Below are 25,776 nucleotides of genomic sequence, written 5' to 3' on the forward strand. Positions count from 1 at the left end.
TCGGTGGTGGCCGGCGCAGGGGGCGGCTGCCCGACTCAGGGCTTGATGAGCACCTTGAGGCTCTTGCGGTCGGCCATGTCCTGGTAGGCGGCCGGGACACCATCGAGGTCGGTGGTGGCGTCGAAGACCTTGCCCGGGTCGATGGCGCCGTCGAGGATGTCGGGCATCAGCTCCTCGATGTGGGCACGGACCGGTGCGGGGCCGCCGGCCAGGCGCAGGTTGTGACGGAAGAGGCTGCCGAAACCGATCGGTGCCTCTTCGTACTGCGGGACGCCGACGCGACTGATGACGCCGCCGGGACGGAGGATGCCGACGGCCTGCTCGTAGGCGGGCATGTGGCCGACCGCCTCCAGGACCACGTGAGTGCCTTGTCCGCCGGTCAGGTCACGGACCGCGGCGATGCCTTCCTCGCCACGGGCGGGGACGACGTCGGTGGCACCGAACTCACGGCCCAGGTCGGTGCGCGCCCGATGGCGGCCCATCAGGATGATCTGCTCCGCGCCGAGCCGCTTGGCCGACAGCACCGCGAGCAGGCCCACGGCGCCGTCGCCGATGACCGTGACGCCGGTGCGCTCGTTGACGCCGCCGGACACGGCGGCGTGGTACCCGGTGCCGAACACGTCGGACAGCGTCAGCAGCGACGGGACGAGCGCGGAGTCCGGTGCGACGGGGAGCTTGACGAGAGTGCCGTCGGCGAGGGGGACGCGGACGGCTTCGGCCTGGCCGCCTTCCTCGGGCTCGCCGTCCCAGAAGTTGGCCTGCGGGTGGCTGCAGGAGGTGTGCAGGCCCTCGCGGCAGAACACGCAGGTGTTGTCGGAGATCGCGAACGGGGCCACGACCAGGTCGCCGCGCTTGACGGTGGTCACCTCGGGGCCGGTGTCCTCGACGACGCCGATGAACTCGTGCCCCATGCGGGCCGGGCCGTCCTGCGGCTTCATCTGGCCGTAGGGGTGCAGGTCGCTGCCGCACACACAGGAGGCGGTGATGCGGACCAGAGCGTCGGTGGGGTGCTTGATGACGGGGTCGGGGACGTTCTCGACACGGACGTCGCCGGCACCGTACATGAGCGTTGCACGCATCAGGGGTTCTCCAGATCGGGTGTGGTTGTCTCGGACGCACGCCGAAGGGACGTGGTACTGAGGCCCGTCGTCCTCAAGCCTGCGTGCCCACGGCATCCGCGGCATCTTCGGGGGCCTGGCCGGTGAAGGCCGTGGAGCGGCGGCGGACGAGGGTGAGGGCGAGGTTGATGACCACGGTCAGCGCCGCGATGAGGGTGCCGACCACGGCGGGCCCGGTGGTGCCCAGGGACGAGCCCAGGGTGAGGCCGGCGATCCAGGAGCCGACGGCGGAAGAATCCCAGCAGGGTGACCAGGACCCCGGTGACAGCGGCGTGGCGAACAGGCAGATCGCCAGGAGCAGGAGGGTGGCTCCCGCGGCGGCGACGATCGTCGTCGCGTGCGGGCGGGTGTCGCCCAGGCCCTCGCCAGGGCCCGGCACGCACCGTTGTCCGACAGCGACACCATCGACAAGCACGGCCGCCCCGACGTGGCCCGCTACATCTTCCTCGATCCCGGTGCCCGGGACTTCTTCGTCGGCTGGACACAACCGGGCCGTGCACGACCTGACCCTCTACACCGCCGAGCCCGGCAGCACCTCCGCGGACCGCCTCAGGCTCCTGGCCAGCCTGGCCGCCACCCCGTCCCCCACGGCGGAGACCGGCCGGCCGCGCTGACCTCGCCGTCCCGGCCGTTACCGCGGGTACCGCCCTGTCGTGTCCCGTCGACACGATGGGGCCGCCTGCTCCGGATCACGACTCACAAGGTCAACTGCTCACGTGCGCGGTGACCGGAGTCGGTCGGTCCGACGCCGCGTTCGGGCCGGCTGATCTCGGCCCACACCGCGTCGAGGGAGAGGCCGAGGACATCGGCGATCGCCGCGACGGTCGGGAAGGCGGGGGTGGCCACGCGGCCCGACTCGATCTTCCGGAGGGTCTCCGGTGAGACACGTGCGTCGAGCGCGGTCTCGAGCATCGAGCGCTCTCCCCTGGCCCGACGTAGCAGAGCGCCGAGGCGCTGTCCGCGTTCGACCTCTGCGGGAGTGAGCGGCAACCTGACCATGGCTCCGATTCTAGTACCGGTATAGTATGGCCGGTATAGTTATTGGTTCGCGCGATAAGGACGCCGCATGATCGAGATCCTGAATCCCACCCTGCTGGCCCGGGCGAGAGACACGGGCGCACTGGTCGCCGACATCCTGCAGACGCTGAAGAGCCGTAGCGTGATCGGCACGAACCTGCTGGACATCGACCGGTGGGCCAAGGCCATGATCGTCGAGGCGGGAGCGCAGTCCTGTTACGTCGACTACGAGCCGTCCTTCGGACGCGGCCCGTTCGGCCACTACATCTGCACGGCCGTCAACGACGCCGTGCTCCACGGACGACCGTACGACTACGCGCTCGCCGACGGCGATCTGCTGACACTCGACCTCGCCGTCTCCAGGGGCGGAGTCGCCGCGGACGCCGCCCTCAGCTTCATCGTGGGCGACGCGAAGCACCCGGAGAGCGTCGCGATGATCAGTGCGACCGAACGCGCGCTCGCCGCGGGGATCGCCGCCGCAGGGCCCGGGGCTCGCATCGGCGACATCTCCCACGCCATCGGCACGGTCCTCAGCGAGGCGGGATACCCGATCAACACCGAGTTCGGAGGTCATGGCATCGGCTCGACGATGCACCAGGACCCGCACGTCCCGAACACCGGACGGCCCGGCCGGGGATACAAACTGCGCCCCGGGCTGCTGCTGGCACTGGAACCGTGGGTCATGGCGGACACCGCCGAACTCGTCACCGACGCGGACGGGTGGACGCTCCGGAGCGCGACAGGCTGCCGGACAGCACACACCGAGCACACGATCGCCATCACCGACGAGGGAGCCGAGATCCTCACCTTGCCGAAGCAGGCGCAGCCATGAGGCCGGGGCCGCGGGCGCCCCTTTCCCCGCTCACCGCATCGCGCACCGTCGGTGGAACGCGAGGCAGCCGACGCCCCACCTCGGCGCCGCCCTGAGCTGCCGGCCTTCGTCGGCCGGCCCCGGCCCCGGCCGTAGGCCTGTCCGGGTCAGCAGTGATGGCGGGGCCTCTTGTCGGCCCACCCCACGCCCGCGCACGAAGGAGCACGCCCATGTCCGGACGCAACACCCTTGTCCGCAGCCTGCACGACGTGGGCCTCGCAGCGTGGTTCGGCGGCTCACTCATGGGCGCGGTCGGCCTCGACGGGGCCGCCAAGGACGAGGGCACCACAGACACGTCGACCGCACGGATCTCCTCTTCCGGCTGGGCGAAGTGGACCCCCGTCAACGCCGCGGCCATCGGCGCCCACCTCTTCGGCGGCGGCGGACTGCTCGCCGCGAACGCCCACCGGGTCACCACGCAGCAGGGTGTGGCCGCCTCCACCACCGCCAAGACGATCGTCACCGCGGCGGCGCTGGCCGCGACCGCCTACGCGCGCGTCCTCGGCAAGAAGACCGAGCTGGCCGCCTCCCCCGACCCGCAGGACGAGGAGAAGGCCGCGCGGCACCTCGCCTGCGTCCAGTGGGTGGTACCGGCCCTCACCGGAAGCCTCGTCGTGCTCAACGCCCTGCACGGCGAACAGCAGCGTCCCTTCGAGCAGCTCCACGGCGTCTGGCGGCACGCCCGCTCCGTCATCCCGCTCATCCCGTGAAGCTCCACCGCACGCTGACATGAACACCGTCCGCGGGACGCCGAGTGACCACCCATCGCCGCACCCCGCCGTGACCCACCGTCCACAGCACGCCGCTCCGACCGCCTGGCGGCTCCGCGGCGCTGCGCGCCCGCAACCCGTGACGCGAGCGGCGAGATACCCGGCCCCGGCCATCACCCTCGTCCTTGAGGTCGCGGTGCACACCTACGACGCCCGGCTCGCCCTGGGGGCCCCGCAGCCGCTGCCGGACCAGGCGGCACTGGACGGTGTCGACGAGTTCCTGTCCACCTCCTGCGCAGGGCCGTACGCCTGGCCGCACAAGCCCTCTGTCGTCGACTACCACGCCACCGAGGGCCGCTCCTGGCGCCTCACGCTCTCCGCCGACGGTGTACGGAGCACCCGTCTTCCCACGTCCGGCACGCTGCCCGCCACGGCGGCCGGCCAGGACCCGGACCCGGCCGACGCCTCCCTCCGGGGCACGGCCAGTGACCTGGTTCTGGCCCTGTACGGGCGCGTTCCGGTGGACTCCCTGAAGCTCGACGGCGACCGACACCTCTTCGACCAGCTCCTGGCCTGGGACCCGGACGCATAGCAGGCCCCGGTGGCGGCCGGCGCGTCGTTCGTGGCGGACGCGTAGCCGCTCGCCCCGGTGCAGCCGGGCCAAGGCGCCCCCGACCATCAGCGGGCACGGCGGTAAATGCGTCGACAGCGACCCTCCGCCACCGGCAGAGTGGCCGCCCGTGACGAGCAGTGAGCTGTGGACCCGTGCGACCGCCGACCGCTACGACGCCGAGGAGAGCGAGATGTCCTCGGCTGCTGTTCTCGGACCGACTCTCGCCTTCCTCGCCGAGCTGGCCGGAGACGGCCCGGCACTGGAGTTCGCCATCGGAACCGGACGCGTGGGCGTCCCCCTCCGGGAACGCGGCGTGCCGGTGGTGGGTATCGAACTCTCCGAGCACATGGCCGCGGTCCTGCGGCGCAAGATCGACGAGGACACGCTCCCGGTGGTCATCGGGGACATGGCCACGACCGTCGTCCCCGGCGAGTTCACCCTGGTCTATCTCGTCTACAACACCATCACGAACCTGCTCACGCAGGACGAGCAGATCGAGTGCTTCCGCAACGCCGCACGTCATCTGGGACCCGGCGGCCGTTTCGTCATCGAGCTGGGCGTGCCGCCGCTGCGGCTCCTCCCGCCCGGCCAGGTCGCGGTGCCGTTCGACGTCTCTGAGCGGCATCTCGGCTTCGACACCTTCGACCTGGTCGAGCAGATCCTCGTCTCGCACCACTTCACCCGCGACGGCGACGACGGCCACTACCGCCGCGGCGACTCCCGGCACCGGTACGCCTGGCCGGCGGAGCTCGATCTGATGGCGCGGATCGCCGGGCTCGAGCCGGAACGTCGTGTCGCGGACTGGCACGGGGCACCGTTCACCCAGGACTCCGCCCAGCACATCTCCGTGTGGCGCAAGCCGGCCTGAGGCCGGCCACGGGGCCGTCGACGTCAGTCGTTCCTGTCCCGGGACTGCGCCCAGGCGATCCCGGTGTGCGGCAGCACAGGATGCCCCGGAGCACCGACCGGTCCGGAACGCCGACGGGTTCGCACGCCGTACGACGTCGTGGCCCGACGCCGGTCCCCCGGCTCGGCGGTGGCACCGAGCCGGGAGGAGCCGGGGCTTCAGGGTGGCGCGGGAACTGTCGGGGCAGGGCCGGGTCCAGGTGTGCCGGCGGCGTCCACGCGGGACCGTGTCCGTGTGGGGTTTCCGGGGTTCGCGGGCCGCAGGGTACCGGTCCGGCCGGACCGGGTGCTCTGCGGGTCGGTGGGCCGGAGCTAGGCCTCCGCGCCCCGGTCCGCGAATCTCGGCCGGCGGCGCTCTTCCACGGCCTGCGGGGGTCGTTGGGGGGCCTGCGCCGGGGCTGTGACGGGTCTGCCGTCGATGAGTCCGGCCCGGGCCGCGACGACCCCGGCCTGGAACCGGGTCGAGGCGCCCAGCCTGTCCATGATGCTGGAGATGTGGCGGCGGAAGGTCCGGGAGCCCACGCCGATGCGGCGGGCGACGACCTCGTCCTTGAGGCCCTGGGCCATCAGGTTGAGGATGCCGGCGTTGAGATCGGTCAGGGTCTCCCCGTAGGAGACGGCATCGGCGTCGAAGTCCGTGCCGGCCTGCCAGGCGAACTCGTACAGGCGGTGCAGCAGGGAGATGATCAGCGGCTCGTAGACGGCGATGACGCTGGGGACGTCCTCCTCGGACTCCTGGTGGGCCACGAACGCCACCTCGGAGCCGACCAGGACCACGTTGTCGAAGATGTGGTTGGTCGTACGGACCTGGGCACCCGAGTCGATCATCTGGCGCAGTCGGGCCCTGGTGGTCGTCCTGGCCCGTGCGGAGTGCGGGCACACCAGCCGGATCGGTACGCCGCTCGACGGCATGGGCAGCTCGAACGGGGGAAAGGTCTGGCTCGGCCCGCCGTCGAAGAGCTGCATGGCCAGGACTTCCGAGGTGCAGTTCCGCAGGGAATCGGTCAGGTGGAGCCATGCCTGCTGAGGGTCGAGCAGGGTGACCACTTTGTCATTGTGCCGCTGTGTGTGGCGCAGGCTGCTGAAAATACCCGAGAGCGTGTGCAATCGCTCGTGGATGCTGGCAAGTTCACGTCTTTTGTCGTTGACCGCCCGTTGCAGAGGGATGACCAGTTCGTTCTGCGCGGCTTCCGGGCAGATGGCCCGGTAGCTGTCCGAGTCTTCGGAGTAACGGAGCAGCCGCAGGTTGCGCAGCAGGCTCATGGCCTGCTCGACGTCGGTCGGTGGTATCCGCTGCGCGATCGCCACCTGGGAGATGGTGACGGGCTCGTGCGCCAGGGCGTATTGATAGATCTGCACGACCAGTTCGTCGTCCATCTCGGAGGCGACGCGCTGGAGCCGGAGCTGTCCGGCCGTGTCCGGTATGCCGCCGGGAGCGGATTCCTTCTTCACGACCGACTCCTCCCGGGAACGCTGTTCGTACGCATTCCCTTCTTGGTCGTTCTGATTTCCAGGGCGCGCACCACGACGGACGCGCGGCTCGTGTTGAGTCTCGCCATGACATTGTTCATCAGACGTCTGACGCCTTTCTTGGAGATAATCGGAAGGGCCTGCGCCCGACTTGGGCTGTGGTCACCGGCGGGTACGCGTGATCGCGGGCCGTGGTCCTCCGGCCGGGCCGGTCGAGGAGACGGTACGAGGCCGAGTGCGCGGTCCCGGGGCGCGGCGGCTTCGGTGATCGTGGTGCGACAGACAGGTGCGACCGGTGGGGCTCTCACCCGCGCCACGCCGGTACGGCAACCACCCTCTAATTTGACCTGAGCATGTCAGTTGCCAGGTGCGGGAGCCCGTTCCGTCCTCGGTCACGGGGGGGGTGGGGCGGCGGTCCCGGGTGGAAGCCCGCCGCCCCGTTCGCCGGACGCGACCGCGTGTGTCACACGGCCGCGTGTAGACGGGTCAGTCGGTCGGCTGCGCCTGCGGGCGCGCCTCCGGCACGAGAACCTCCGCGGGCTTGGACTTCACCAGCCACAGGCCGGTGAAGACCGCGGTGACCAGCGTGGCCGCGCCGGCGACGATGAAGGCGCTGTCGAGACCGGCCTCGAAGGACGCCCCACTGTCCTGCCGGCCGACGACGATGGCACCGAGCACCGCCACGCCGAGCACCGCACCGATCTGCCGGGTGGTGCTGCTGATGCCCGACGCGAGACCGCCCTCCTGCGGGTTGACCGACTGGATCGCGGCGCCGGTCAACGGCGACATGGTCAGGGCGAAACCGACACCGGTGACCGCCAGGCGCCACCACATGTTCCCGTAGGGGGTGTCCGCGTGCACGTAGCCCAGGGTCAGCAGCCCCACACCGGCGATCGCCAGACCGCTGGTGACCACGATCCGGAAGCCGTACTTCGCGGCCAGCCGGCCCGCGTACGGGCTGACGATCGCCATGCCGAGCGAGATGGGCAGGGTCTTCAGGCCGGAGCTGAGGATCGAGCTGCCCTGCACCGCGACGAAGAACTGCGAGAAGAAGAAGACCGAACCCATCAGCGCGAAACCGACCATGACCATGGCGGTGTTGGACACCGTGAACAACCGGTTCCGGAACAGCCGCAGTGGCAGCATGGGCGTCGCGGTACGCCCCTCCACGGCGATGAACGCGCCCAGGATCACCACTGCCGCGGCGAAGCTGCCCAGGATGACAGGCGACGTCCAGCCCTTCGCACCGCCCTCGATCAGCCCGTAGGTCAGCGCCCCGACGCCCAGGATGGACAGGATGGTCCCCGGGATGTCGATGGCCGGCGCGTTCGGGTTCCGGGACTCGCTGAGGGTGGGCAGAGCGGCCAGCAGGAGCGCCGCGCCGATGGGCACGTTGACCAGGAAGATGGCGCGCCAGTCGAAGGCGTCCACCAGGATGCCGCCGGCCAGCGGGCCCGCCGCCAGGCCGGTGCCGCTGATACCGGCCCACAGGCCGATCGCCTTGACCCGCTCCTGGGGAACGGGGTACGCGGCGGCGAGCAGGGCCAGCGAGCCGGGGCTCAGCGCCGCGGCCCCGACGCCCTGCAGGACCCGGCCGAAGATCAGCCAGCCGAGCGACGGCGCGACGGCACAGACCACGGACGCGAGGGTGAACACCACCGCACCCGACAGATAGACACGCTTGCGACCGAAGCGGTCGGCGAAGACACCGCCGGTCAGCAACAGCATGGCGACCAGCAACACGTATGCGTCGACGATCCACTGGAGACCGGATAATTCGGTGTGCAGCTTGTGCTGCATGTCAGGGAGTGCTACACCGACAATAGTGCTGTCGAGCAGAACCATGAACTGCCCTACACAGGCCATGGCGAGCACTACTGCCCGATTCGATCGAACTTCCACGGACACGTGGGAACCCCTTTTTGACTGCTACCGATCTCGATGAATCCCGCGATGAGCGGGAGATGACGCCCGGCGTCAGCGGTGTGACATCGCCACTTCCAGCCATGCGCTGAACTCCCGGTGAGGCACCAGAAGTTCGCCCACCACCTGCCCGAGGTACGCGGCCTGTACCGGGTTCAGCCGGGGATCACAGACGCTGCGGTAATTCGTGGCCAGGTAGGTGTCGTTGACCTGCGTCGCGACGCATTCACTGACGTCGTCACCGCTCACCTCCAGGTGGATACCACCCGGAACGACGCCCGTATCGTTACAGGCGCCGAAGAACGCGCGCAGTTCGGATTCGATGTCGCCGACCACGCGCGTTTTCACCCCGGCCGGGCTGACGACCGTGTTGCCGTGCATCGGGTCGCAGACGACCCGGTCCACCCAGCCCTCCGCCACCATGCGGCTCAGCATGGCGTAGACGAGGTCGTACGCCCGTCGGCGGCCCATGCGGAAGATGAAGGCCAGCCGGCCCGGGATGTTGTCGGGGTTGAGCACGGCGTGCAGGGCCATCAGGTCCGCCGGGGTTGCGCCGGGCCCTATCTTCACCGCGATCGGATTGGCTATCTCCGCGGCGAAGGCCACGTGGGGACCGGTCAGCGATCGCGTGCGCTCGCCGATCCAGAGCAGGTGTGCCGAATGATCGTAGAGCCGGCCCTCGTCCGCGCTGCGGCGGGTCTGCGGCTGCTCGTAGTCGAGCAGCAGCGCCTCGTGCGAGGTGAAGACGCCCGAGTCCGACAGGTAGGTGAGTGTCTTCCGGGACTGTTCGTGGGCCCGGACCATGTTCCAGGGGTCGGCCGCGCGTTTGCCCGGGGAGAAGTCCGCGTCATTGACCGCATCACCGAAGTACGAGGGCAGGGCGAGGCCCGCTCGCTGTTCCACCGGCGCCGAGCGGGGCTTGGCGTACTGCCCGGCGATCCGCCCCACGGTCACCACGGACCGGCCGCTCTTCAGCTCGATCGCGTCGGAGATGCCGCGCAACAGCGACACCCGGTTCGCCACCGACTGCCGCGTGTTGTCCCGGAAGGTCTCCGCGCAGTCCCCGGCGTGCAGCAGGAACGCCGGTTCGGCCAGCCGGGCCCGCAGGAGGCGGATGTCCGAGGCCGGCACCAGGGGCGCCGACCGGGCCAGTGCCGCGCGGGCACGGCGCACCTCTGACTCCACTGGCCAATCCGGCTGATGGTCGCGCTCGTTCGTGGTCGATAACCCGACAAGCCCCATGAGCAAAACCCCCGTGAAAGCCCTACGAAAGAGGAACAGCGCAGACTTGCTGCTACGGCAGTGTGCTATGCAGCGACTCGACGGAACCCTGGCGCAGAATCGCGTCCAACAAGCCCGGGAAGCGGTCGCTCAAATCGTCGGAGCGCAACCAGATCCGTCGACATCGGCCGTCGACGGCCATCCTGACCACTCCGGCCTCGCGCAGAATTCGCCAGTGACTGCTCAGTGTCGATTTCGGTACTCCCAAACCTTCGACGGTACAGGTCAGACCGGGATCGGCGAATGCTCGCCGCACCAGCTCCAAACGCACCGGATTGCCGAGTGCGTACAACACTGAAGCAAGCGTCAGCGACTCGAGAGCGGGCTCGGGTAGCAGGCGCATAGCGAGGACCATAGCACATAGTTCGACAGTCCGGGACTGTCGAACCATGGTCGGATCACTGTGCGCCGCGGGCGGCGTTCTCAGCCAGGGGCGGCGGGATCACCGGGTGACCGGCTTCTGGGACCGGTCGACGGCCGGCTCCTGGAAGATGTCGGCGGCCAGCGCGCTCAGCCGTGTCTGCCATGTCCGCGCGCGGGGCGTCGGCCCGGCCACGGTGGTGGTTCCGACCCACTCCCGCACCGGCCGGATGCCGTGCAGCGCGTTGACCGCCCAGGTCTCCAGGCCGTCCAGCTCCTCGGGGCGGGGACACTCGTGGACGACGCGGGTCCGGTGGGCGGCCGCGATCCGCAGGATCGCCGTCCGCGTGACGCTCGGCAGCAGGTCCAGGCGGTCCGCGTCGGGCGCGTACAGGGTGTCGTCCCGCCACCAGAGGACGCTCGTCGTCGTTCCCTCGACCAGCCGGCCGTCAGCGGAGCGGAGGAACGCCTCGTCGGCGCCCCGGTCCCGGGCCGCCGACCGCACCTGTGTCAGCCAGTCCAGGTCGGGGCCCTTCACGGACGGATGCCGCCGCCGGTCGGCACCGTCGTGCACCCAGACCCGGACGGTGGCACCACGCGGGGGCGCCGTACGGAGCCAGAGGTGAAAGGCCGGCTCGCCGTCACGGGCGGTCAGTTCCATGCGGGGGAACCAGTGACCGCGGGCCGGGATGCGACGGACCGCGGCGCGCAGGAAGGCGGAGGTGTGCTCCCGAGGTACGGAGAACAAGGTGGCGCAGGCGGCGGTGAAACGGTCGAGGTGCGCGTCGAGGGCCACGACGTGGCCGTCCGACACCAGCCAGGAGTCGATGACGTCGACCGGCCCGCCCGGCGGTACGGCGGCGAACGTGCCGGCGGCCCGCGACCAGCGCCAGCGTCGGCCGGCGCTGCCGGAGCCGGTCACCGCCGGCGCCCGGGGGTCCGCGACGGCAGCGCCCGCAGTGAGGCGCTGGCCTTGAGCAGCATTTCGTCGAGTTCGCCCTCGGGGCTGGAGTCGAGGACGATGGCGCCGCCGGCGCCGACGCTCAGCTCGTCGCGGTGGCGCACCGCGGTGCGTATCACGATGTTGAGGTCCGCGGTGCCGGTCAGCCCGAGGTATCCGAGGGCACCCGAGTAGATTCCCCGGGCCTCCGTCTCCAGGCCGTCGATGATCTCCATGGTGCGCAGCTTCGGCGCGCCGGTCATCGACCCGCCCGGGAAACAGCGCCGTACGCACTCCACCGCGCTGATCTCCGGACGCAGCACTCCCCGCACCGTGGAGACCAGTTGGTGCACGGTGGCGTAGGACTCCACCGCCATGAAGCTCGGGACGCCGACGCTTCCGATCTCGCAGACGCGGCCCAGATCGTTGCGCAGCAGGTCCACGATCATGAGGTTCTCCGCCCGCGTCTTGGCGCTGTTCGCGAGTTCCGCGGCCAGAGCGGCGTCGTGGGCGGGGTCGGTGCCGCGTGGTGCCGTGCCCTTGATGGGCTTCGTCTCCACCACGTGATCGGCGTCGATCTTCAGGAAGCGCTCGGGCGAGGAGCTGAAGACGGTCACCTCGCCGAGTCGCAGGAGTGCCGCGTAGGGCGCCGGGTTGGACGCGCGCAGCCTGCGGTAGTACGTCAGGTCGTCCAGGTCGAAGGGGACCCTCACCTTGTTCGTCAGACATATCTCGTAGCTCTCGCCGGCGACGAGCTGGCGCCGGCATTCCTCGATGTCGCGCACGTAGCCCTCGGGATCGCGGGCCAGCCGGGGGCGCGGGTCGACGCTGTCGTCGGCCGTCCCTGCCGGGTCCGCTTCCTCGTCGGCGGTGTCGGGCCGGCCGAGCAGCGCGACCAGGGTGGCTGCGGTGTCGTCGATCCACTCCTGGGCGGACTTCCTGGTGTCCGGGTCGCCGCGGTGCAGGGCGACGACGTAGGTGAGTTCGCGCTCGTGGTCGACGGCGATCAGACGGTCGGCGAAGATCCACGTGGCGTCGGGTGTCTCGGCGGTGTGCCCGGGGCGGGAGCCGAGGTCGTGCTTCAACTCGTAGCCGAAGTAGCCGACGTAGCCGCTCGTGAAGTCGAACGGCAGCCCGGGGTCGGTGAGCCGGCGTTCGGCGAGCCGACGCTCCAGGACGTCGAAGATGGTGCCGTTCTCCCGGTGGACGCCCTCGGCGCCCCGCACCAGCACGGCCCGGTCCGCGAGCCGGTAGGTCAGCACCTCGCTGAGCGGCCCCGACGCGTCGCCGAGGAAGGAGAACCGGGACAGTCCCGGTTCGACGCGGCTGCTGTCCAGCCAGAAGGCGTACTCGGACAGCCCGAACAGCTCCGTGAACGCCGCCTCGGTGTGCACGGCTCCGGGCACCGTGAGTTCGAGCAGCTGGTAGGCGTCGCCGGGCGTGCCCACCGGCTGTGCCGCGTCGGTGGACGCCGGCGGGCTCTGCTCCGGCGCCTGTGCCGGGCCGCCGTTCCTCGCGGCGCGGGCGGCCGTCAGGTCCCGGAAGTTGGCGATGATCTCCCGCCCGTATTCGGAGGCGATGGATTCGGGGTGGAACTGCACTCCCCACTGGGGGCGGGTGCGGTGCCGGATCGCCATGACGACCCCGTCCTCCGCCCACGCCGTGGCCTCGACCGCCTCGGGCAGCGGCTCGTCGGCGCGCAGCGAGTGGTAGCGGACGGCGGTGAAGTCCTGCGGAACGCCGCGGAACAACTCGGTGCCCGCGTGCCGGACCTTGGTGAGATGGCCGTGCCGCGGCTGTGGTGCGCGGTCGACCGTCGCTCCGGCGGCATGGGCGATCGCCTGATGACCGAGACAGACTCCGAGCACCGGTACGACCGCTCTGGCCAGGATGTCCCCGACATGGCCCAGATCGCGCGGGATGCGCGGGCTGCCGGGCCCGGGCGAGACGACGATGTTGTCGAATTCCGTCAGGTCCAGCGTGGTAAGCGCCGGATCGTCGTTCTTCAGAACGACCGGCTCACACCCGTTCACCTCCGCGATCAATTGGAAGAGATTGAACGTATACGAGTCGTAATTGTCGATGATCAGGCTACGCATCGGGATTCTTCCAGACGGGACGCCTGCGTACGGCGTCGGCATTGTCACCTATGGGGTGGGTCTGGCGAACTGAGCGTCCCAGGCGGCGCGGTGGTATTCGCGGGGGTCGGGCTCGACTCGGCAGGTATTGTCGAGAATCATGACCGAGCGGTCCTCGTCGTCGTAACGGGACCAGCCGGGATCGCCGGTCGTGGCGAACCGGATCCAGCTACTGCGCAGGAAGCGGCCGAGTTCCGCGGGAGCGTCCGGGCCGACCTGGGGTGCGAAGGCGGGATCGTCGAGCTGGTCGAAGAGGAAGGGGACTTCGAGGAAGTGGGCGGCGCCGTAATGGCCGTCGAAAGCGGGTGAGTCCTGCCAGGTGAACTCGTACGCGTAGGTGTTTCCGCCGGACCGGGCGTGCAGACGGGTGAGTTCGACGGTGGAGCCGCGGAAGACCCAGTTGGTCACCGATTCGGCGAGCTGTTCGCCGAGCGGGAGATGCCCGTACAGGGAACGCGCCGCGGCACGGCACTCCTCGGAGAGGCCGTAGGAGTTCTGGGCGTCGAGGAGGTCCTGCTCGGTCGCCGTGTTGAACTGCCCGTTGCGCATCAGGAAGTAGCGGGACTCGTCGCGGTTGGTGCCGATCAGCAGGTCGACGGAGGACGGAATGCGTTCGCTCAGTGCCGAGTCGGTGAAAAGGGTGTCGTCCACGACCGGCATGTAGGGGCTGAACCAGTAGGTGTACGGGTGCCAGCGCCGGGCGTCGCGGAAACGGACGTCCAGGGCGCGCTGCCGGCGGCCCAGCAGTTCCCGGAGCGGGACGTCCCGCAGATCGGTCTCGACGCCCAGATCGGCAAGGACCCGTTTGGCGAGTGCGTGCCCTTCCTCCGCCTCGGCGACCACCGACAGGCACGGGCTCTGGAGGATGGCCCGGTGGATGAGTCCCTCACCGGCGACGGTCTTGGCGATCGCCGAGATGATGGCGCTGCCGGAGGAGTTGCCGAAGACGGTGACGGCGTCCGGGTCGCCGCCGAAGGCCGCGATGTTCTCGCGTATCCAGCGCAGTGCGGCGACGACGTCGCGCATGCCCGCGTTCGTGGTGCCGCCCGGCACGGACAGGAATCCGTCGGCGCCGAGGCGGTAGTTCATCGCGACCACGACGACGCCCTCGCGCGCGAAGACCGACCCGTCGGCGCGGGTGGTGGAGGCGCTGCCCGAGATGTAGCCGCCGGCGTGCACCCAGACCATGACGGGCAGCCGGGCCGCGCCGAGGTCGGGGGTGTAGACGTTGAGGGTCAGGCAGTCGGTTCCCCACGGGTAGAGGGGCGTGGCGTCCACCAGTGAGAAGGTGTTGGGCTGCGGTGCGGCCGGGCTGTACTCGAATGCCTCGCGCACGCCGTCCCAGGGCTGCGGAGGCTGTGGCGGCTTGAACCGGTTCTCCCCGAAAGGCTCCGCCGCGTACGGAATTCCCTTGAACGAAATAACGCCCTCGTGGACCCGGCCCGCGACGACGCCCGATGTCGTGGTCGCCGAGGCCGGTTCCCTCACGTTCTCCTGTGCGGCCAATGCTGGTCCCTTCCAGATACGATCTCCCGGCACCGGGGCGTCGCTGGGCAAACCCTAAGTAGGGGCACCGGCGACCGCAATTGCCGGAAGTGGCTGGCCTCGTTCGGCCACCGGGTGCGCCGGGTCACCCGCCGTCGTACCGGGCCGGTCTCCGGTCCCGCATCGCCGCGAAGATCGGCCCCGGTCCGCGAGCCGTCCGGCGGGTGGCCACATGCGGCCAGCCTCTTCTGGTTGTTGCGGGTTTCCACCGCGGAAATCTAGCGTCTTCGCGTCCGAATGTTGGGTGCCAACCGAGGTGAGGAATCGGTGATGGGGGAGCGTACCCAGGTGCTGGTGATCGGCGGCGGGCCGGCGGGCAGCACGGCCGCCGGACTACTGGCTCAACAGGGCGTCCGAGTGACCCTGTTGGAGAGTTCGACATTTCCGCGGTACCACATCGGTGAGTCGATCTTGCCTTCCGTGCTGCCGATTCTCGACCTGCTCGGCGTCCGGGAGAAGATCGACAAGCACGGCTTCGTACGGAAGGACGGTGCGTACTTCGAGTGGGGCCCGGAGAACTGGGACCTCAACTTCGATCACCTGACAGGTTCCGGCCGGTACAGCTACCAGGTGATTCGCTCTGAATTCGACCATATTCTGCTGGACAACGCCGCTGAACTCGGCGTGGACGTGCGGCAGGGCACGAAGGTCACCGAGATCGAATTCGACGAGGGCCGGCCGGTCAAGGCCCGCTGGGCCGCATCCGGTGACCGCTCGGTCACCGGTGAGATCGGCTTCGACTTCCTGGTGGACGCGACCGGCCGGTCCGGCCTGATGGCCACCAAGTACCTGAAGAACCGTCACTACCAGGAGGCGTTCAAGAACATCGCGGTGTGGTCCTACTGGCGCGGGGTGAAACCGCTCGACCGGGGGCCGGCCGGCGCGATCGCGGTCTGCTCGGTGCCGTACGGCTGGTTCTGGTCGATCCCGCTGCACGACGGCACCCACTCCATCGGCCTGGTGGCCAAGCGGACGACGTTCGCGGAGGAGCGGGAGCGGCTCGGCGGTGTCGAGAACGTCTACTTCGACGCGCTCGCCCAGTGCCCGCGCATCGCCGAGATGGTGGACGGCGCGGAGCGGCTGCCCGAGTTCAAGGTCGAGCAGGACTACTCGTACAGCTCGGAGCAGTTCACCGGCCCGGGGTACCTGCTGATCGGCGACGCGGCCTGTTTCCTGGACCCGCTGCTGTCCACAGGTGTGCACCTGGCCACGTTCAGCGCGCTGCTGGCCGCCGCGGCCATCTCCGCGATCGTGGACGGCGGGCTGTCCGAGGAGGAGGCCACCTCCTTCTTCGCCAAGGCCTACCGGCAGGCGTACGAGCGGCTGCTGGTCGTGGTGTCCTTCTTCTACAAGAGCTACAACCGCGAGTCGCAGTTCTTCGAGGCGGACAAGCTGACCCGGCGGGAACGCCACATGCTCAACCTGTACGAGTCGTTCCTGCACATCGTGACCGGCGTCGAGGACCTGGACGACAGCCGGGACGGGACCGCCGCGCTGGACAAGGTCGCCCAGCGCATCCGCACCGAGGGAGACGTCGACACCCAGGGCGGCATCCTCGCCGGCCACAACGAGGCGATGAACTCGATGCCCGCCTCCCCGGAGAAGGCCGTGGGCGGCCTCTACCTCGAACTGGAGCCGAAGCTGCGGATCCGGCGGCTCGCGCCGGCCGTCGAGGCGGAGTGACCTCGCGGCAGAGCGTCACGCTGCTGCTGGTGCCGGCCATGGTGCTGGTGGTGGCCAGGACGCTCGGCCGGCTGCCGGCCCGGTGGGACCAGCCCGCGGTGATCGGGGAGATCCTGACCGGCATCCTGCCCGGCCCGAGCCTGCTGCTGGACGCGGTGCACCGCGCGCTGTTCCCGGCCGGTATCAGGCTGATCCTGAGCGCGCTGGGCAATCTCGGGATCGCGCTGTTCCTGTTCCTGATCGACCGGGAACTCGCCCGGCATCCACCGCGGCGCCGGACCGGTGCCGTGCCGGCCACCACGCCCGGCTCGATCGCGGTGCCCTTCGGCCTCGCGTGCCTGCTGGCCGTGACCATGGACGCGCCGTCCGGCGGCCGGACCGTGGGGTACGCCCTGTTCCTGGGCACCGCGATGTCGGTGACCGCGTTGCCGGTGCCGGCCCGGATCGTCCGCGACCGCGACCTGCTGGGCACCCCGGTGGCCGGCATCTCGCCGGCCAGCGCCGCGGCCGGCGACCCGCTCGCCTGGTCGATGCCGGCGGTCACGACCATGACGGCCTCCGGCCGGACCCGGTGGCGGCTGCTGCTGGTGATCCCGCTGCTGGGCCTGCTGTTCGGGGCCGGCCGGCCACTGCCGGCAAGGTGGGTGCGGTGGCGGGAGCGGCACGGGCGGACGCGGGAGCCGTTCGTGGTCGCGCCGGCCGGGCTGCCGGCCTGTGGCGCGGCGACCGAGTGGCTTGGCCCGCACCTCCCGTTCGGCGCGTTCGTGCTCGGCCCGATCATGCCGTCGGGGCCGGGCGGGCTGTGTGAGCCGGCCGGCCGCCAGCCCGGGTCCGGTGACCGAGTACCTGCTGCCGCCGGTGTACTACGTGGCGGGTGGTGCGCGGGTGGACCTCTCCCGGCTCGGGGCGTCCGGGCCGGCCGAGTTCGGCGCGATCATGCTGGTCGCGGTGGGCGGGAAGTTCCTCGGTGCGACGGGTGGCGCGCGGTGGGCCGGGTTCGGCCGGCGGCGGTCCGCGGTGCTGGCCACCCTGCTCAACACCAGAGGGCTCACCGAACTGATCATTCTCACCACCGGGCTGCAACTCGGCCTGCTGGACCAGCCGTTGTACTCACTGATGGTGCTCATGGCGGTGCTCACCACCGTGATGGCCGGCCCACTGCTGCGCGTTCTGTACCCCCTCGGCTGGTCGCACAGGACCGGGACCGCGCCGGGGAGCCGCTTCCCGGCCGGTCACCGGTCACCACCGGGCCGGCTGCCGGCAGCGTCAGAGCCTGAACGACCTCGAATGGAGTGGCAGACACATGGTGAGCGAGCTGATCAAGTCCGACGACCGGTTCCTCCAGATCCTCGACCGGCTGACCACCAAGTCGATCGACGACTACTACAACCCCTACCGGCTCTTCGAGTGGCCGGAGTCCCTGCCGGACGACATGTGGTGGATGAGCCCGGAACTGACCACCACCCACGGCACCTCCGTCGCCGGGCGCCTGTCCGAAAAGGAGTTGTACGCGCTCTCCAAGTTCGAGAGCATCAACTTCTACAGCCTCAACGTGCACGGCATCCGCGAACTGCTCATCGAGGTCACCCGGCGCATCCACACCAAGGGATTCGAGACGCCGTCGGAGTTCTTCCACCATTTCATCGGTGAGGAGAACGAACACATGTGGTTCTTCGCCGAGTTCTGCCTGCGCTACGGCGGGAAGATCTACCGGCAGCCGGCCGGGGCGAGCGCGGAGATCCCGAAGTCGGACGTGGAGAGCCTGCTGGTCTTCGCCCGGATCCTGATCTTCGAGGAACTGGTCGACCACTTCAACTCCCGGATGGCCGTGGACACCGGGCTGCACGAGACCATCCGGGCCATCAACCGGATCCACCACCAGGACGAGTCCCGGCACATCGCGTTCGGCCGCGAGCTGGTCACCGCGCTGTTCACCGACGTGAAGCGGACCGCGACCGAGCAGGAACTGACCGCCATCGGCGACTACCTGCGCCGGTACATGACGTACAGCTTCGAATCGCTCTTCAACCCGCACGTCTACCGGGACGCCGGTCTGGCCGACCCGCTGGCCGTGCGCGAGGAACTGCTGACGTCGCCCGCGCGGGCGGCCTTCGAGCAGAGCATCTTCCGCAAGACCTCGAAATTCCTCGAGAAGATCGGGATCATCTGATGACCGCCCATGCCGCATCGGTCACGCGCACCGACGCGCTGGCCATTCTCGACCCGGACCAGACCGATCTGCTCCGCGAACTGGACGGCGTGTTCGCCGGCTGGGGCCGGACCGCCGGCGCCCGGGAGATCCTGCCGCCGCCGGTGTACCCGGTCGAGGATCTGGCGAAGTTCGACGTCTACACCAACTTCCCGCACCTCGCCCTGGTCGCGGCCCCGCTGGAACTGGCGGGCGGCCCGGCCGAACCGTCGGACGGGCGGTTCGCCCCGGACGGCCTGCGCGAGGCCCGGCTCGGCCTGCCGCACGCCACCTGCTTCGGCGCCTACCTGTTCTACGAGGACGTCGAGCTGGACCAGGACACCCTGGTGACCCTGGTGAACCGGTGTTTCCGCAACGAGGACCACTACGTCCCGCTCCGCAGGCTGGCCAGCTTCCAGATGCGGGAGATCGTGGCGCTGGGCTCCTACGACCACACGCAGCGGCTGCTGGCCGAGTTCACCGAGCGGATCATCGCGTTCGGCGCGGCGCTGGGAGTGGCACTGGAGCGGGTGGCCGCGTCCGACCCGTTCTTCGAGAACGACGGCGCGCGGGCGCTGCTGTCCCGGCTCAGCCCGGTCAAGTACGAGTTCCAGGCCGGTGACCTGGCCATCGCGTCCGTCAACACGCACCGCAACTTCTTCGGCGAGCGCTGCCGCATCCGGCTCGCCGGGGAAGACGGCTACGCCTACACCAGTTGCGTGGCATTCGGGCTGGAGCGCTGGCTGGCCGTGCTGCTGGACGCTCACGGGAGCGCCCCGCAGGCGCTGGCGGCGGTCCGGGACGCCGCCACGCGGCTGCCGTGACGGTGGAGGGCCGGGTCGGCATCGACATGGTCCCGTTCGACCGGGTGCGGGAACTGGTGCGTGACGAGCCCCTGCTGGCCCGGATGCTCTCCGAGGAGGAGATCCGGCTCTGCCGCGGTGACACCGGCCCCGACGTCCCGGGCATCGCGGGCCGGCTGGCCGCCAAGGAAGCGGTGTTCAAGCTGTTCCACACGGCCGGCCAGACCCTGCCGTGGCGCGGCATCGAAATCCTGACCGCCGACGGCGGCCGGCCGGTGGTACGGCTCGCGGGCCGGGCCGCCGAACTGGCGCGACGCGCCGGTATCGAGCACATCGCGGTGAGCATCACCCACGACGAACCCTGTGCCGTGGCGGTGGCGTTCACGGCGGGCAACCCAGAGAACAGGAGTGCAGATGGCAGCGACAGGGATTGACGAAGTCCGCAACTGGATCCTGAAACGGCATCCGGAGCGCCGGACCATCGACGCCGAGGAGAACCTGATCCAGACCCGCCTGGTCGATTCGCTGACCTTCGTGGAGCTGGTCTACGTGATCGAGAACGCGACCGGCGTGGAGATCGACTTCGACAACATCGACATCCAGGACTTCCAGACCCTGGCCGCGATCGAAAAAGCATTCTTCATCGCGGCCTGACCAGCACCAGGAGAGAGGCATTCATGGAAGCCGTCTCGTACACGGCCCAGTGGACGGCCGCGGCGCGGGCGTTGGAGACCGAACGCGGCGACCGGGCGATCTTCGAGGACCCCTTCGCCCGCGAACTGGCCGCCCCACGCGGATTCGACCTGTTGGAGAAGAACCGGGGCAGCGGACTGACCACATTCATCGCCATCCGCACCCGATACCTGGACGAGAGCGTCGAGCAGATCCTGGCGGACAACGACATCCGCCAGATCGTGTTCGTCGCCGCCGGCATGGACACCCGCTCGTTCCGGCTGCACTGGCCGGACGACGCGACGGTGTACGAGGTCGATTTCCCGGCGCTGCTGGCGGAGAAGCGCCGCCGGCTGACCGCGCTGGACGCACAGCCGCGGGTGACCCGCCGTGAGGTGGCCGTCGACCTGCGCCGGGACTGGCTGCCCGACCTGGAGCAGGCCGGTTTCGACCGCGGCCTGCCCACCCTGTGGGTCGTCGAGGGGCTGCTGTTCTTCCTCACCGAGGAGCAGGCGACCAACCTGCTGCGCTCCCTCGGTTCGGCCTCCGCGCCGGGGAGCTGGCTGGGTGTGGACTTCGTCAGCCAGGCGCTGCTGCGCAGCCCGTTCTCCCGCGACTTCCGCCGCAAGCTGGAGGAGGACGGCACGCCGTGGCTGTTCGGCACCGACGAGCCCGAGGAGTACCTGGCCTCGCTCGGCTGGAAGGCGCGCGATGTGAAGGAGCCCGGCGAGCCGACCACGGCGCACGAGGACTGGCCGTTCCAGGTCCAGCCCCGGGACCGGAAGGGGCCCTCACGAAGCTGGCTGGTGCGCGCCGAGTTCGTGGGCGGCTGAGCGCCGGGACCTGACCGGGACCCCGTCCGTCCGAACCCCCCTTGAGCCTGCTCGCGAGGTGCCCGGTCCCGGCTGTTCCGACCGCGTTCCGGCTCGAGGTTTTCCCCTGTCAGCGAAAGAGATCCGGTCAGAGGGAGCGATCAGTATGGCGACCGATAGCGGGGAATGGTGGGCGGCGGCGGGCGGCTACGTGGCCGAACTGCTTTCCGTGCTCGCGAAGGAACCGGAGAAACCGGTGCTGCACCACCGCGGTTCCTGGATCACGGGGGGCGCGCACCTCGGTTCGGTGACCGGGACCTACCGTGCCCTGCACGAGTGCGGAGTGGGCCACGGCACGGTCGTCGCCGTACTGACCTCGCCGAACAGCCCCGACATACTCGGAGTGCGGCACGCGGCCCATCTGCTCGGGGCGGCCGTCGGACACCTGCGGTCGACCAACCCGGGGTCGAGCACGGCCATGCTGTCGGTCGATGATCAACTGGACATCCTGCGGACCACCGGCGCAGCGGTCCTGTACGCCGACCGGGACAGTGCCGACCGGGCGGCCGAGCTGGCGCGGCGGGCCGGTGTCCCGCTCATCGGGCCCGGCGTGCCCGGCGCGCTGGAGGTCACGCCCGGCGACGATCCGGGTCCGCACCGGCCGGTGCCGTGGTCGCCGGAGGACCTGGCGGCCATCGCGTTCACCAGCGGCAGCACCGGGCGGCCCAAGGGCATCAGGAAGTCACGGCGGTCCTGGGACAGCGTGGTGTACGGCACGATCGCCCTGGGCCGGGAGGCCGAGCGGATCACGGCACTGATCGGCACCCCGCTGAGCCAGACGGTCGGCCAGCTGGCCGATGCCGCGCTGATCGACGGGGGCCGGCTGGTGCTGCTGGAGGAGTTCGCGCCGGATCCCTGGATCCAGGCGGTGAACGAGCACGCGGTGACCCGGACCTTCATGGCCACGAGTCATCTGTACCGGCTGCTCGACCGCCTGGAGGAACGGGGGCTGCGTGATCCGGTGGCCGCTGGGCTGGCCGGGCTGCGCCGCATCGACTACGCCGGCAGCCCGGCGGCGCCGGCCCGGCTCGCCGAGGCCGTCAAGCTGTTCGGACCCAGCCTGTTCCAGCAGTACGGCACCTCCGAGAGCGCCAGGATCAGCTGCCTGCTGCCGGAGGACCACGCCGACCCGGAACTGCAGGCGACGGTGGGGCGGCCCTTCCCCGGTGTCGAGATCGGCATCAGCGACCTGGAGACGGGCGCCCCGCTGGACGACGGGCAGGTCGGTGAGGTGCGCGTCCGGTCCCCGCACGTCATGGACGGCTACCTTGACGAGGTGCTGACCGCGCGGGTGCTGCGCGACGGCTGGTACCACACCGGCGACATCGGCTACCGCGACGAACGCGGCTATCTGCACCTGCTGGACCGGGTCGCCGACATGGCCAAGATCGACGGGGTCAAGGTGTACCCCACGGTGGTCGAACGGGCGATGCTGACGCTTCCCGGGATCGCCCAGGCGGTCGTGTACGGCTTCCTGGGCAAGGACGGCATGGAACATCTGCACGCCGCGATCACCCTGCGGCCGGGCACCTCGGTGGCCATCGACGCGGTGCGCGGACACCTCGGCAACATACTCTCGCCGGCGCACGTCCCCGAACAGGTGCTCGTTCTCGACGAGATTCCCCTGAACGCGGCTGGAAAGCCCGACAAGCCGCGCCTGCGACTGGAACACGCGTCGCACGCCTGACAGCAGGCAGGACCCCAATCCGTAGCGGAGATTCGGAGAACCATGCCCACGCATCTGGAACACTTCACGACCGAGGTCACTCCGGCCCAGACACCCTCCCGTACGTTCCTCGAGATCAGCAGGCAGGCCGGCAACTTCCCGACCGCCCTCGCGCGCGTCCCCGAGGGGAGCGCCGAGGTGAGCGTGTGGTGCAGCAACGACTACCTCGGCATGGGCCAGCATCCGCTGGTGCTGGCCGCGGTGCATGACGCGGTGGCCAAGTTCGGTGCCGGGTCCGGCGGTTCGCGCAACATCGGCGGGACGAACCACCGTCACGTCGAGCTGGAGCGGGAGCTGGCCGACTGGCACGGCAAGGACGCCGCGTTGCTGTTCACCTCCGGCTACACCGCGAACGACGGCGCGCTGACGGTGCTCGCGGGCACCCCGGACGACACCGTGGTGTTCTCGGACGAGCTGAACCACGCCTCGATCATCGACGGACTGCGGCACAGTGGCGCGACCAAGCGGATATTCCGGCACAACGAAGTCGAGCACCTGGCGCAACTGCTCGCCGACACCGACCCGGAACTGCCGAAACTGATCGTGCTGGAGTCGGTCTACTCGATGTCGGGCGATGTCGCCCCGCTCGCCGAGATCGCCGAGCTGGCGCGGCGTCACGGAGCGACCACGTTCCTGGACGAGGTGCACGCGATCGGCATGTACGGGCCGGAGGGCGCGGGTATCGCGGCGCGCGAGGGCATCGCCGACCGGTTCGACATCATCATGGGCACGCTCGCCAAGGGCCTGGGCACGGTGGGCGGTTACATCGCGGGGCCCAACGGGCTCATCGACTACGTCCGGGCCACCTCCCGCGCGTTCGTGTTCACCACCTCGCTGCCGCCGGCCACCGCGGCGGGCGCGCTGGCCGCGGTACGGCATCTGCGGGGCTCCGAGCTGGAACGGCAGCGGCTCGCCGAGAACGCCCGGCTGCTGCACCGGCTGCTGGACGATGCCGACATCCCCTACAAGTCCTCCGACTCGCACATCGTCTCGGCGGTGGTCGGCGACGACACGCTGTGCAAGCAGGCGTCCGCGCTGCTGCTCGACCGGCACCGCATCTACGTGCAGGCCATCAACGCCCCCAGCGTGCGCGAGGGGGACGAACTGCTGCGGATCGCGCCGTCGGCGACCCACACCCCCACCGATGTGAAGGAGTTCGCCGAGGCGCTCGCCGGGATCTGGCGTGACCTGGGCATCACGACCGCCTCCGCACGGCGGGGATCGTCCTCGCCCGTGAAGGAAGTGGTGTGACCCGACCCCTGGCCGCCGTGCTCGCCGACACAGCGGCACGGCGGCCGGACGCGCCGGCGGTGATCTTCGAGGACACCCCCGTGCCCTACGGGCTGCTGTGGGAACGCGCCCGCAGCTACGCCGCCGAGATGCGCCGGCACGGGATCGGCCCCGGTGACCGGGTCGGACTGCTGCTGCCCAACACCCCGCACTTCCCCGTCGCCTACTACGGCACGCTCGCGCTGGGCGCCACCGTGGTCCCGATGAGCACACAACTACGGTCCGGTGAGATCGAGTTCGTGCTCGCCGACAGTGGCGCACGCGCGCTGGTCTGCGCCGCGCCGACGCTGGACGAGGGCGCCAAGGCGGCGGCCACCGCCGGTGCCACCCTGTTCACGGTCGGCGTCGACGACACCGACGGGGTACGACTGGACCCACCCGAGCCGGCACCCCCCGTCGCCGGGTACTTCCCCAGCTCCCCCGACGACATCGCCGCCATCCTGTACACCTCGGGCACCACCGGCCGCCCCAAGGGCGCGATGCTCTCGCACCGCAACATCGTCACCAACATCGAGGTGACGGCCGTCTCCCCGTTCGACGTCCGGCCCGACGACGTGCTGCTCTGCAGTCTTCCGCTGTCCCACACCTTCGGCCAGACCTGCGTCATGAGCGTGGCCTTCCACGCCGGCGCGACGGTCGTGCTGATGCCGAGGTTCACCGCGCCCGACGCGCTGGCCCTGATGAGCCGGTACGGCTGCACCGTGTTCATGGGCGTGCCGACGATGTACCACGCGTTGCTGGAGGCGGTGCCGGACGGCACGCCCGCGCCGCGGCTGCACCGGGCGTACAGCGGCGGTTCGGCGCTGGCGGTCCCGGTGCTCGACCGGGTCCAGGAGACGTTCGGCTGTCAGGTGTACGAGGGGTACGGGCTGACCGAGACCTCCCCGTGCGTCGCCTACAACCAGCCGGGACAGGTCACCCGGCCGGGCACCGTCGGGACCCCGATCGCCGGTGTCGAGGTCGGCATCACCCGGGCCGGTCTCGAGGACCGCATCGAGCTGCTGCCCGCGGGCGAGGTCGGCGAGGTCGTGATCCGCGGTCACAACGTGATGTCCGGATACCTCGGCCTGCCCGAGGCGACGGCCGCCGTCCTCGTCGGCGGCTGGTTCCGCTCGGGCGATCTGGGCGTGCTGGAGGCGGACGGCTGTCTGCGCCTGGTCGACCGGAAGAAGGACATCGTCCTGCGCGGCGGCTACAACGTCTATCCCCGGGAGGTCGAGGAGGCGCTCCTGCGGCATCCCGCCGTCGAGCAGACCGCGGTGATCGGGATCCCGGACGACCGGCTGGGCGAGGAGATCTGCGCGGTCGTCGTGACCCGGCCGGAGTTCACGCAAGGCCCGGCGCTGGCCGCCGACATCGTCGCCTGGAGCCGGGACCGCCTGGCGGGCTACAAGTATCCGCGCCGCGTCGAGTTCACCCGGGCCCTGCCCACCGGCCACAGCGGCAAGGTGCTCAAGCGCCTGCTGGTACAGCGCTACGCGTGACTCGTGCTCACGAGGTCAGGAGGCTCGGCCGGGAACGGGTGAGGCGGTGACACCCGCTCCGGTGCCTGTGCCGATGCCGGCGCCTGTGCCAGTGCCGGTGCTCTGCGATGCCGGTGCCGGGGCCGATGGCCCTGCGATGCCGGTGCCGGTGCCTGTGCCGGTGCCG

The 25,776-nt window shown here is 70.2% G+C and carries 23 protein-coding genes and 2 pseudogenes; 15 read left to right on the forward strand and 10 right to left on the reverse strand.

What is annotated here, in order from left to right; all coding sequences use genetic code 11:
• Positions 1-35: 35 nt before the first annotated feature.
• From D9753_RS06550 to D9753_RS06565, 3 genes are all read right to left on the reverse strand, one after another.
• Positions 36-1,079, reverse strand: coding sequence for a zinc-binding dehydrogenase (locus tag D9753_RS06550; RefSeq protein WP_121786136.1), 1,044 nt, complete (start codon positions 1,077-1,079; stop codon positions 36-38).
• Between the two features lie 73 nt (positions 1,080-1,152).
• On the reverse strand, positions 1,153-1,497 hold the full coding sequence (locus D9753_RS06555) for a hypothetical protein (RefSeq protein WP_121786137.1): 345 nt from the start codon (positions 1,495-1,497) through the stop codon (positions 1,153-1,155).
• A gap of 317 nt (positions 1,498-1,814) precedes the next feature.
• Positions 1,815-2,117 carry a helix-turn-helix domain-containing protein gene (locus D9753_RS06565; protein ID WP_121786138.1) on the reverse strand — a complete coding sequence of 101 codons (303 nt, stop codon included), beginning with the start codon at positions 2,115-2,117 and terminating at the stop codon, positions 1,815-1,817.
• Positions 2,118-2,184: 67 nt separating this feature from the next.
• On the opposite strand from D9753_RS06565, the gene map reads away from it, so the two are divergent.
• From map to D9753_RS06585, 4 genes are all read left to right on the forward strand, one after another.
• Positions 2,185-2,967 carry a type I methionyl aminopeptidase gene (gene map / locus D9753_RS06570; protein WP_121786139.1) on the forward strand — a complete coding sequence of 261 codons (783 nt, stop codon included), beginning with the start codon at positions 2,185-2,187 and terminating at the stop codon, positions 2,965-2,967.
• A 209-nt stretch (positions 2,968-3,176) separates the two neighbouring features.
• Positions 3,177-3,716: a hypothetical protein gene (locus D9753_RS06575; protein ID WP_121786140.1), complete on the forward strand. Its 540-nt coding sequence runs from the start codon at positions 3,177-3,179 to the stop codon at positions 3,714-3,716.
• A 139-nt stretch (positions 3,717-3,855) separates the two neighbouring features.
• Positions 3,856-4,308, forward strand: coding sequence for a maleylpyruvate isomerase mycothiol-dependent enzyme family protein (locus D9753_RS06580; protein WP_338057965.1), 453 nt, complete (start codon positions 3,856-3,858; stop codon positions 4,306-4,308).
• A gap of 148 nt (positions 4,309-4,456) precedes the next feature.
• Positions 4,457-5,197, forward strand: a complete 741-nt coding sequence (locus D9753_RS06585) for a class I SAM-dependent DNA methyltransferase (RefSeq protein WP_121786142.1) — start codon at positions 4,457-4,459, stop codon at positions 5,195-5,197.
• Between the two features lie 350 nt (positions 5,198-5,547).
• Here D9753_RS06585 and D9753_RS06590 read toward each other — a convergent pair whose 3' ends face one another.
• From D9753_RS06590 to D9753_RS06620, 7 genes are all read right to left on the reverse strand, one after another.
• Positions 5,548-6,687 carry a helix-turn-helix transcriptional regulator gene (locus tag D9753_RS06590; RefSeq protein WP_121786143.1) on the reverse strand — a complete coding sequence of 380 codons (1,140 nt, stop codon included), beginning with the start codon at positions 6,685-6,687 and terminating at the stop codon, positions 5,548-5,550.
• A 504-nt stretch (positions 6,688-7,191) separates the two neighbouring features.
• Positions 7,192-8,571 (reverse strand): MFS transporter, encoded by a 1,380-nt coding sequence (locus D9753_RS06595; protein WP_121790936.1) that lies wholly within the window; start codon positions 8,569-8,571, stop codon positions 7,192-7,194.
• A 111-nt stretch (positions 8,572-8,682) separates the two neighbouring features.
• Positions 8,683-9,870: a 3-deoxy-7-phosphoheptulonate synthase gene (locus D9753_RS06600; RefSeq protein WP_121786144.1), complete on the reverse strand. Its 1,188-nt coding sequence runs from the start codon at positions 9,868-9,870 to the stop codon at positions 8,683-8,685.
• 52 nt (positions 9,871-9,922) lie between these two features.
• The gene (locus D9753_RS06605) at positions 9,923-10,252 is read right to left on the reverse strand and encodes an ArsR/SmtB family transcription factor (protein ID WP_121790937.1); all 330 of its coding nucleotides are present in this window, start codon (positions 10,250-10,252) and stop codon (positions 9,923-9,925) included.
• Between the two features lie 99 nt (positions 10,253-10,351).
• Positions 10,352-11,191: an aminotransferase class IV gene (locus tag D9753_RS06610; RefSeq protein WP_121786145.1), complete on the reverse strand. Its 840-nt coding sequence runs from the start codon at positions 11,189-11,191 to the stop codon at positions 10,352-10,354.
• Positions 11,188-13,308, reverse strand: a complete 2,121-nt coding sequence (gene pabB / locus D9753_RS06615; protein WP_121786146.1) for an aminodeoxychorismate synthase component I — start codon at positions 13,306-13,308, stop codon at positions 11,188-11,190. Before pabB ends, D9753_RS06610 begins: the two co-directional genes overlap by 4 nt.
• Before the next feature lie 48 nt (positions 13,309-13,356).
• Positions 13,357-14,835, reverse strand: a complete 1,479-nt coding sequence (locus D9753_RS06620; protein ID WP_163010638.1) for a carboxylesterase/lipase family protein — start codon at positions 14,833-14,835, stop codon at positions 13,357-13,359.
• 327 nt (positions 14,836-15,162) lie between these two features.
• On the opposite strand from D9753_RS06620, the gene D9753_RS06625 reads away from it, so the two are divergent.
• The 11 genes and pseudogenes from D9753_RS06625 (at position 15,163) to D9753_RS06670 (ending at position 25,610) form a co-directional block, all read left to right on the forward strand.
• Positions 15,163-16,575: an NAD(P)/FAD-dependent oxidoreductase gene (locus D9753_RS06625; RefSeq protein WP_121786148.1), complete on the forward strand. Its 1,413-nt coding sequence runs from the start codon at positions 15,163-15,165 to the stop codon at positions 16,573-16,575.
• Between the two features lie 38 nt (positions 16,576-16,613).
• A pseudogene (locus D9753_RS39300) lies at positions 16,614-17,348 on the forward strand (cation:proton antiporter domain-containing protein); the annotation flags it as partial.
• Between the two features lie 112 nt (positions 17,349-17,460).
• A pseudogene (locus D9753_RS39305) lies at positions 17,461-17,682 on the forward strand (cation:proton antiporter); the annotation flags it as partial.
• A 196-nt stretch (positions 17,683-17,878) separates the two neighbouring features.
• Positions 17,879-18,745: a diiron oxygenase gene (locus D9753_RS06635; RefSeq protein ID WP_121786150.1), complete on the forward strand. Its 867-nt coding sequence runs from the start codon at positions 17,879-17,881 to the stop codon at positions 18,743-18,745.
• A complete protein-coding gene (locus D9753_RS06640) occupies positions 18,745-19,587 on the forward strand; it encodes a class-II aminoacyl-tRNA synthetase family protein (protein ID WP_121786151.1) in 843 nt (280 codons plus the stop codon). The genes D9753_RS06635 and D9753_RS06640 overlap by 1 nt, the downstream gene beginning before the upstream one ends.
• On the forward strand, positions 19,584-20,000 hold the full coding sequence (locus tag D9753_RS06645; RefSeq protein WP_240468061.1) for a holo-ACP synthase: 417 nt from the start codon (positions 19,584-19,586) through the stop codon (positions 19,998-20,000). Before D9753_RS06640 ends, D9753_RS06645 begins: the two co-directional genes overlap by 4 nt.
• Positions 19,981-20,220, forward strand: coding sequence for a phosphopantetheine-binding protein (locus D9753_RS06650; protein ID WP_121786152.1), 240 nt, complete (start codon positions 19,981-19,983; stop codon positions 20,218-20,220). The genes D9753_RS06645 and D9753_RS06650 overlap by 20 nt, the downstream gene beginning before the upstream one ends.
• A gap of 23 nt (positions 20,221-20,243) precedes the next feature.
• Positions 20,244-21,071 (forward strand): class I SAM-dependent methyltransferase, encoded by an 828-nt coding sequence (locus D9753_RS06655; protein ID WP_121786153.1) that lies wholly within the window; start codon positions 20,244-20,246, stop codon positions 21,069-21,071.
• A 145-nt stretch (positions 21,072-21,216) separates the two neighbouring features.
• Positions 21,217-22,797 carry a class I adenylate-forming enzyme family protein gene (locus D9753_RS06660; protein ID WP_121786154.1) on the forward strand — a complete coding sequence of 527 codons (1,581 nt, stop codon included), beginning with the start codon at positions 21,217-21,219 and terminating at the stop codon, positions 22,795-22,797.
• A gap of 42 nt (positions 22,798-22,839) precedes the next feature.
• Positions 22,840-24,087 carry a 5-aminolevulinate synthase gene (gene hemA / locus D9753_RS06665; protein ID WP_121786155.1) on the forward strand — a complete coding sequence of 416 codons (1,248 nt, stop codon included), beginning with the start codon at positions 22,840-22,842 and terminating at the stop codon, positions 24,085-24,087.
• The gene (locus D9753_RS06670) at positions 24,084-25,610 is read left to right on the forward strand and encodes a long-chain-fatty-acid--CoA ligase (RefSeq protein ID WP_121786156.1); all 1,527 of its coding nucleotides are present in this window, start codon (positions 24,084-24,086) and stop codon (positions 25,608-25,610) included. The genes hemA and D9753_RS06670 overlap by 4 nt, the downstream gene beginning before the upstream one ends.
• Positions 25,611-25,776 lie beyond the last annotated feature (166 nt).

The organism is Streptomyces dangxiongensis (assembly GCF_003675325.1).
GTDB classification, from domain to species: Bacteria; Actinomycetota; Actinomycetes; order Streptomycetales; family Streptomycetaceae; genus Streptomyces; species Streptomyces dangxiongensis.

Coding starts and splice junctions, on each gene's coding strand:
- D9753_RS06640 (WP_121786151.1), top strand. CDS start 18,745: ATGACCGCCCATGCCGCATCGGTCACGCGCACCGACGCGCTGGCCATT.
- D9753_RS06565 (WP_121786138.1), bottom strand. CDS start 2,117: ATGGTCAGGTTGCCGCTCACTCCCGCAGAGGTCGAACGCGGACAGCGC.
- D9753_RS06550 (WP_121786136.1), bottom strand. CDS start 1,079: ATGCGTGCAACGCTCATGTACGGTGCCGGCGACGTCCGTGTCGAGAAC.
- D9753_RS06660 (WP_121786154.1), top strand. CDS start 21,217: ATGGCGACCGATAGCGGGGAATGGTGGGCGGCGGCGGGCGGCTACGTG.
- D9753_RS06635 (WP_121786150.1), top strand. CDS start 17,879: ATGGTGAGCGAGCTGATCAAGTCCGACGACCGGTTCCTCCAGATCCTC.
- pabB (WP_121786146.1), bottom strand. CDS start 13,308: ATGCGTAGCCTGATCATCGACAATTACGACTCGTATACGTTCAATCTC.
- D9753_RS06650 (WP_121786152.1), top strand. CDS start 19,981: ATGGCAGCGACAGGGATTGACGAAGTCCGCAACTGGATCCTGAAACGG.
- D9753_RS06600 (WP_121786144.1), bottom strand. CDS start 9,870: ATGGGGCTTGTCGGGTTATCGACCACGAACGAGCGCGACCATCAGCCG.
- D9753_RS06625 (WP_121786148.1), top strand. CDS start 15,163: ATGGGGGAGCGTACCCAGGTGCTGGTGATCGGCGGCGGGCCGGCGGGC.
- D9753_RS06575 (WP_121786140.1), top strand. CDS start 3,177: ATGTCCGGACGCAACACCCTTGTCCGCAGCCTGCACGACGTGGGCCTC.
- D9753_RS06595 (WP_121790936.1), bottom strand. CDS start 8,571: ATGGCCTGTGTAGGGCAGTTCATGGTTCTGCTCGACAGCACTATTGTC.
- hemA (WP_121786155.1), top strand. CDS start 22,840: ATGCCCACGCATCTGGAACACTTCACGACCGAGGTCACTCCGGCCCAG.
- D9753_RS06655 (WP_121786153.1), top strand. CDS start 20,244: ATGGAAGCCGTCTCGTACACGGCCCAGTGGACGGCCGCGGCGCGGGCG.
- D9753_RS06605 (WP_121790937.1), bottom strand. CDS start 10,252: ATGCGCCTGCTACCCGAGCCCGCTCTCGAGTCGCTGACGCTTGCTTCA.
- map (WP_121786139.1), top strand. CDS start 2,185: ATGATCGAGATCCTGAATCCCACCCTGCTGGCCCGGGCGAGAGACACG.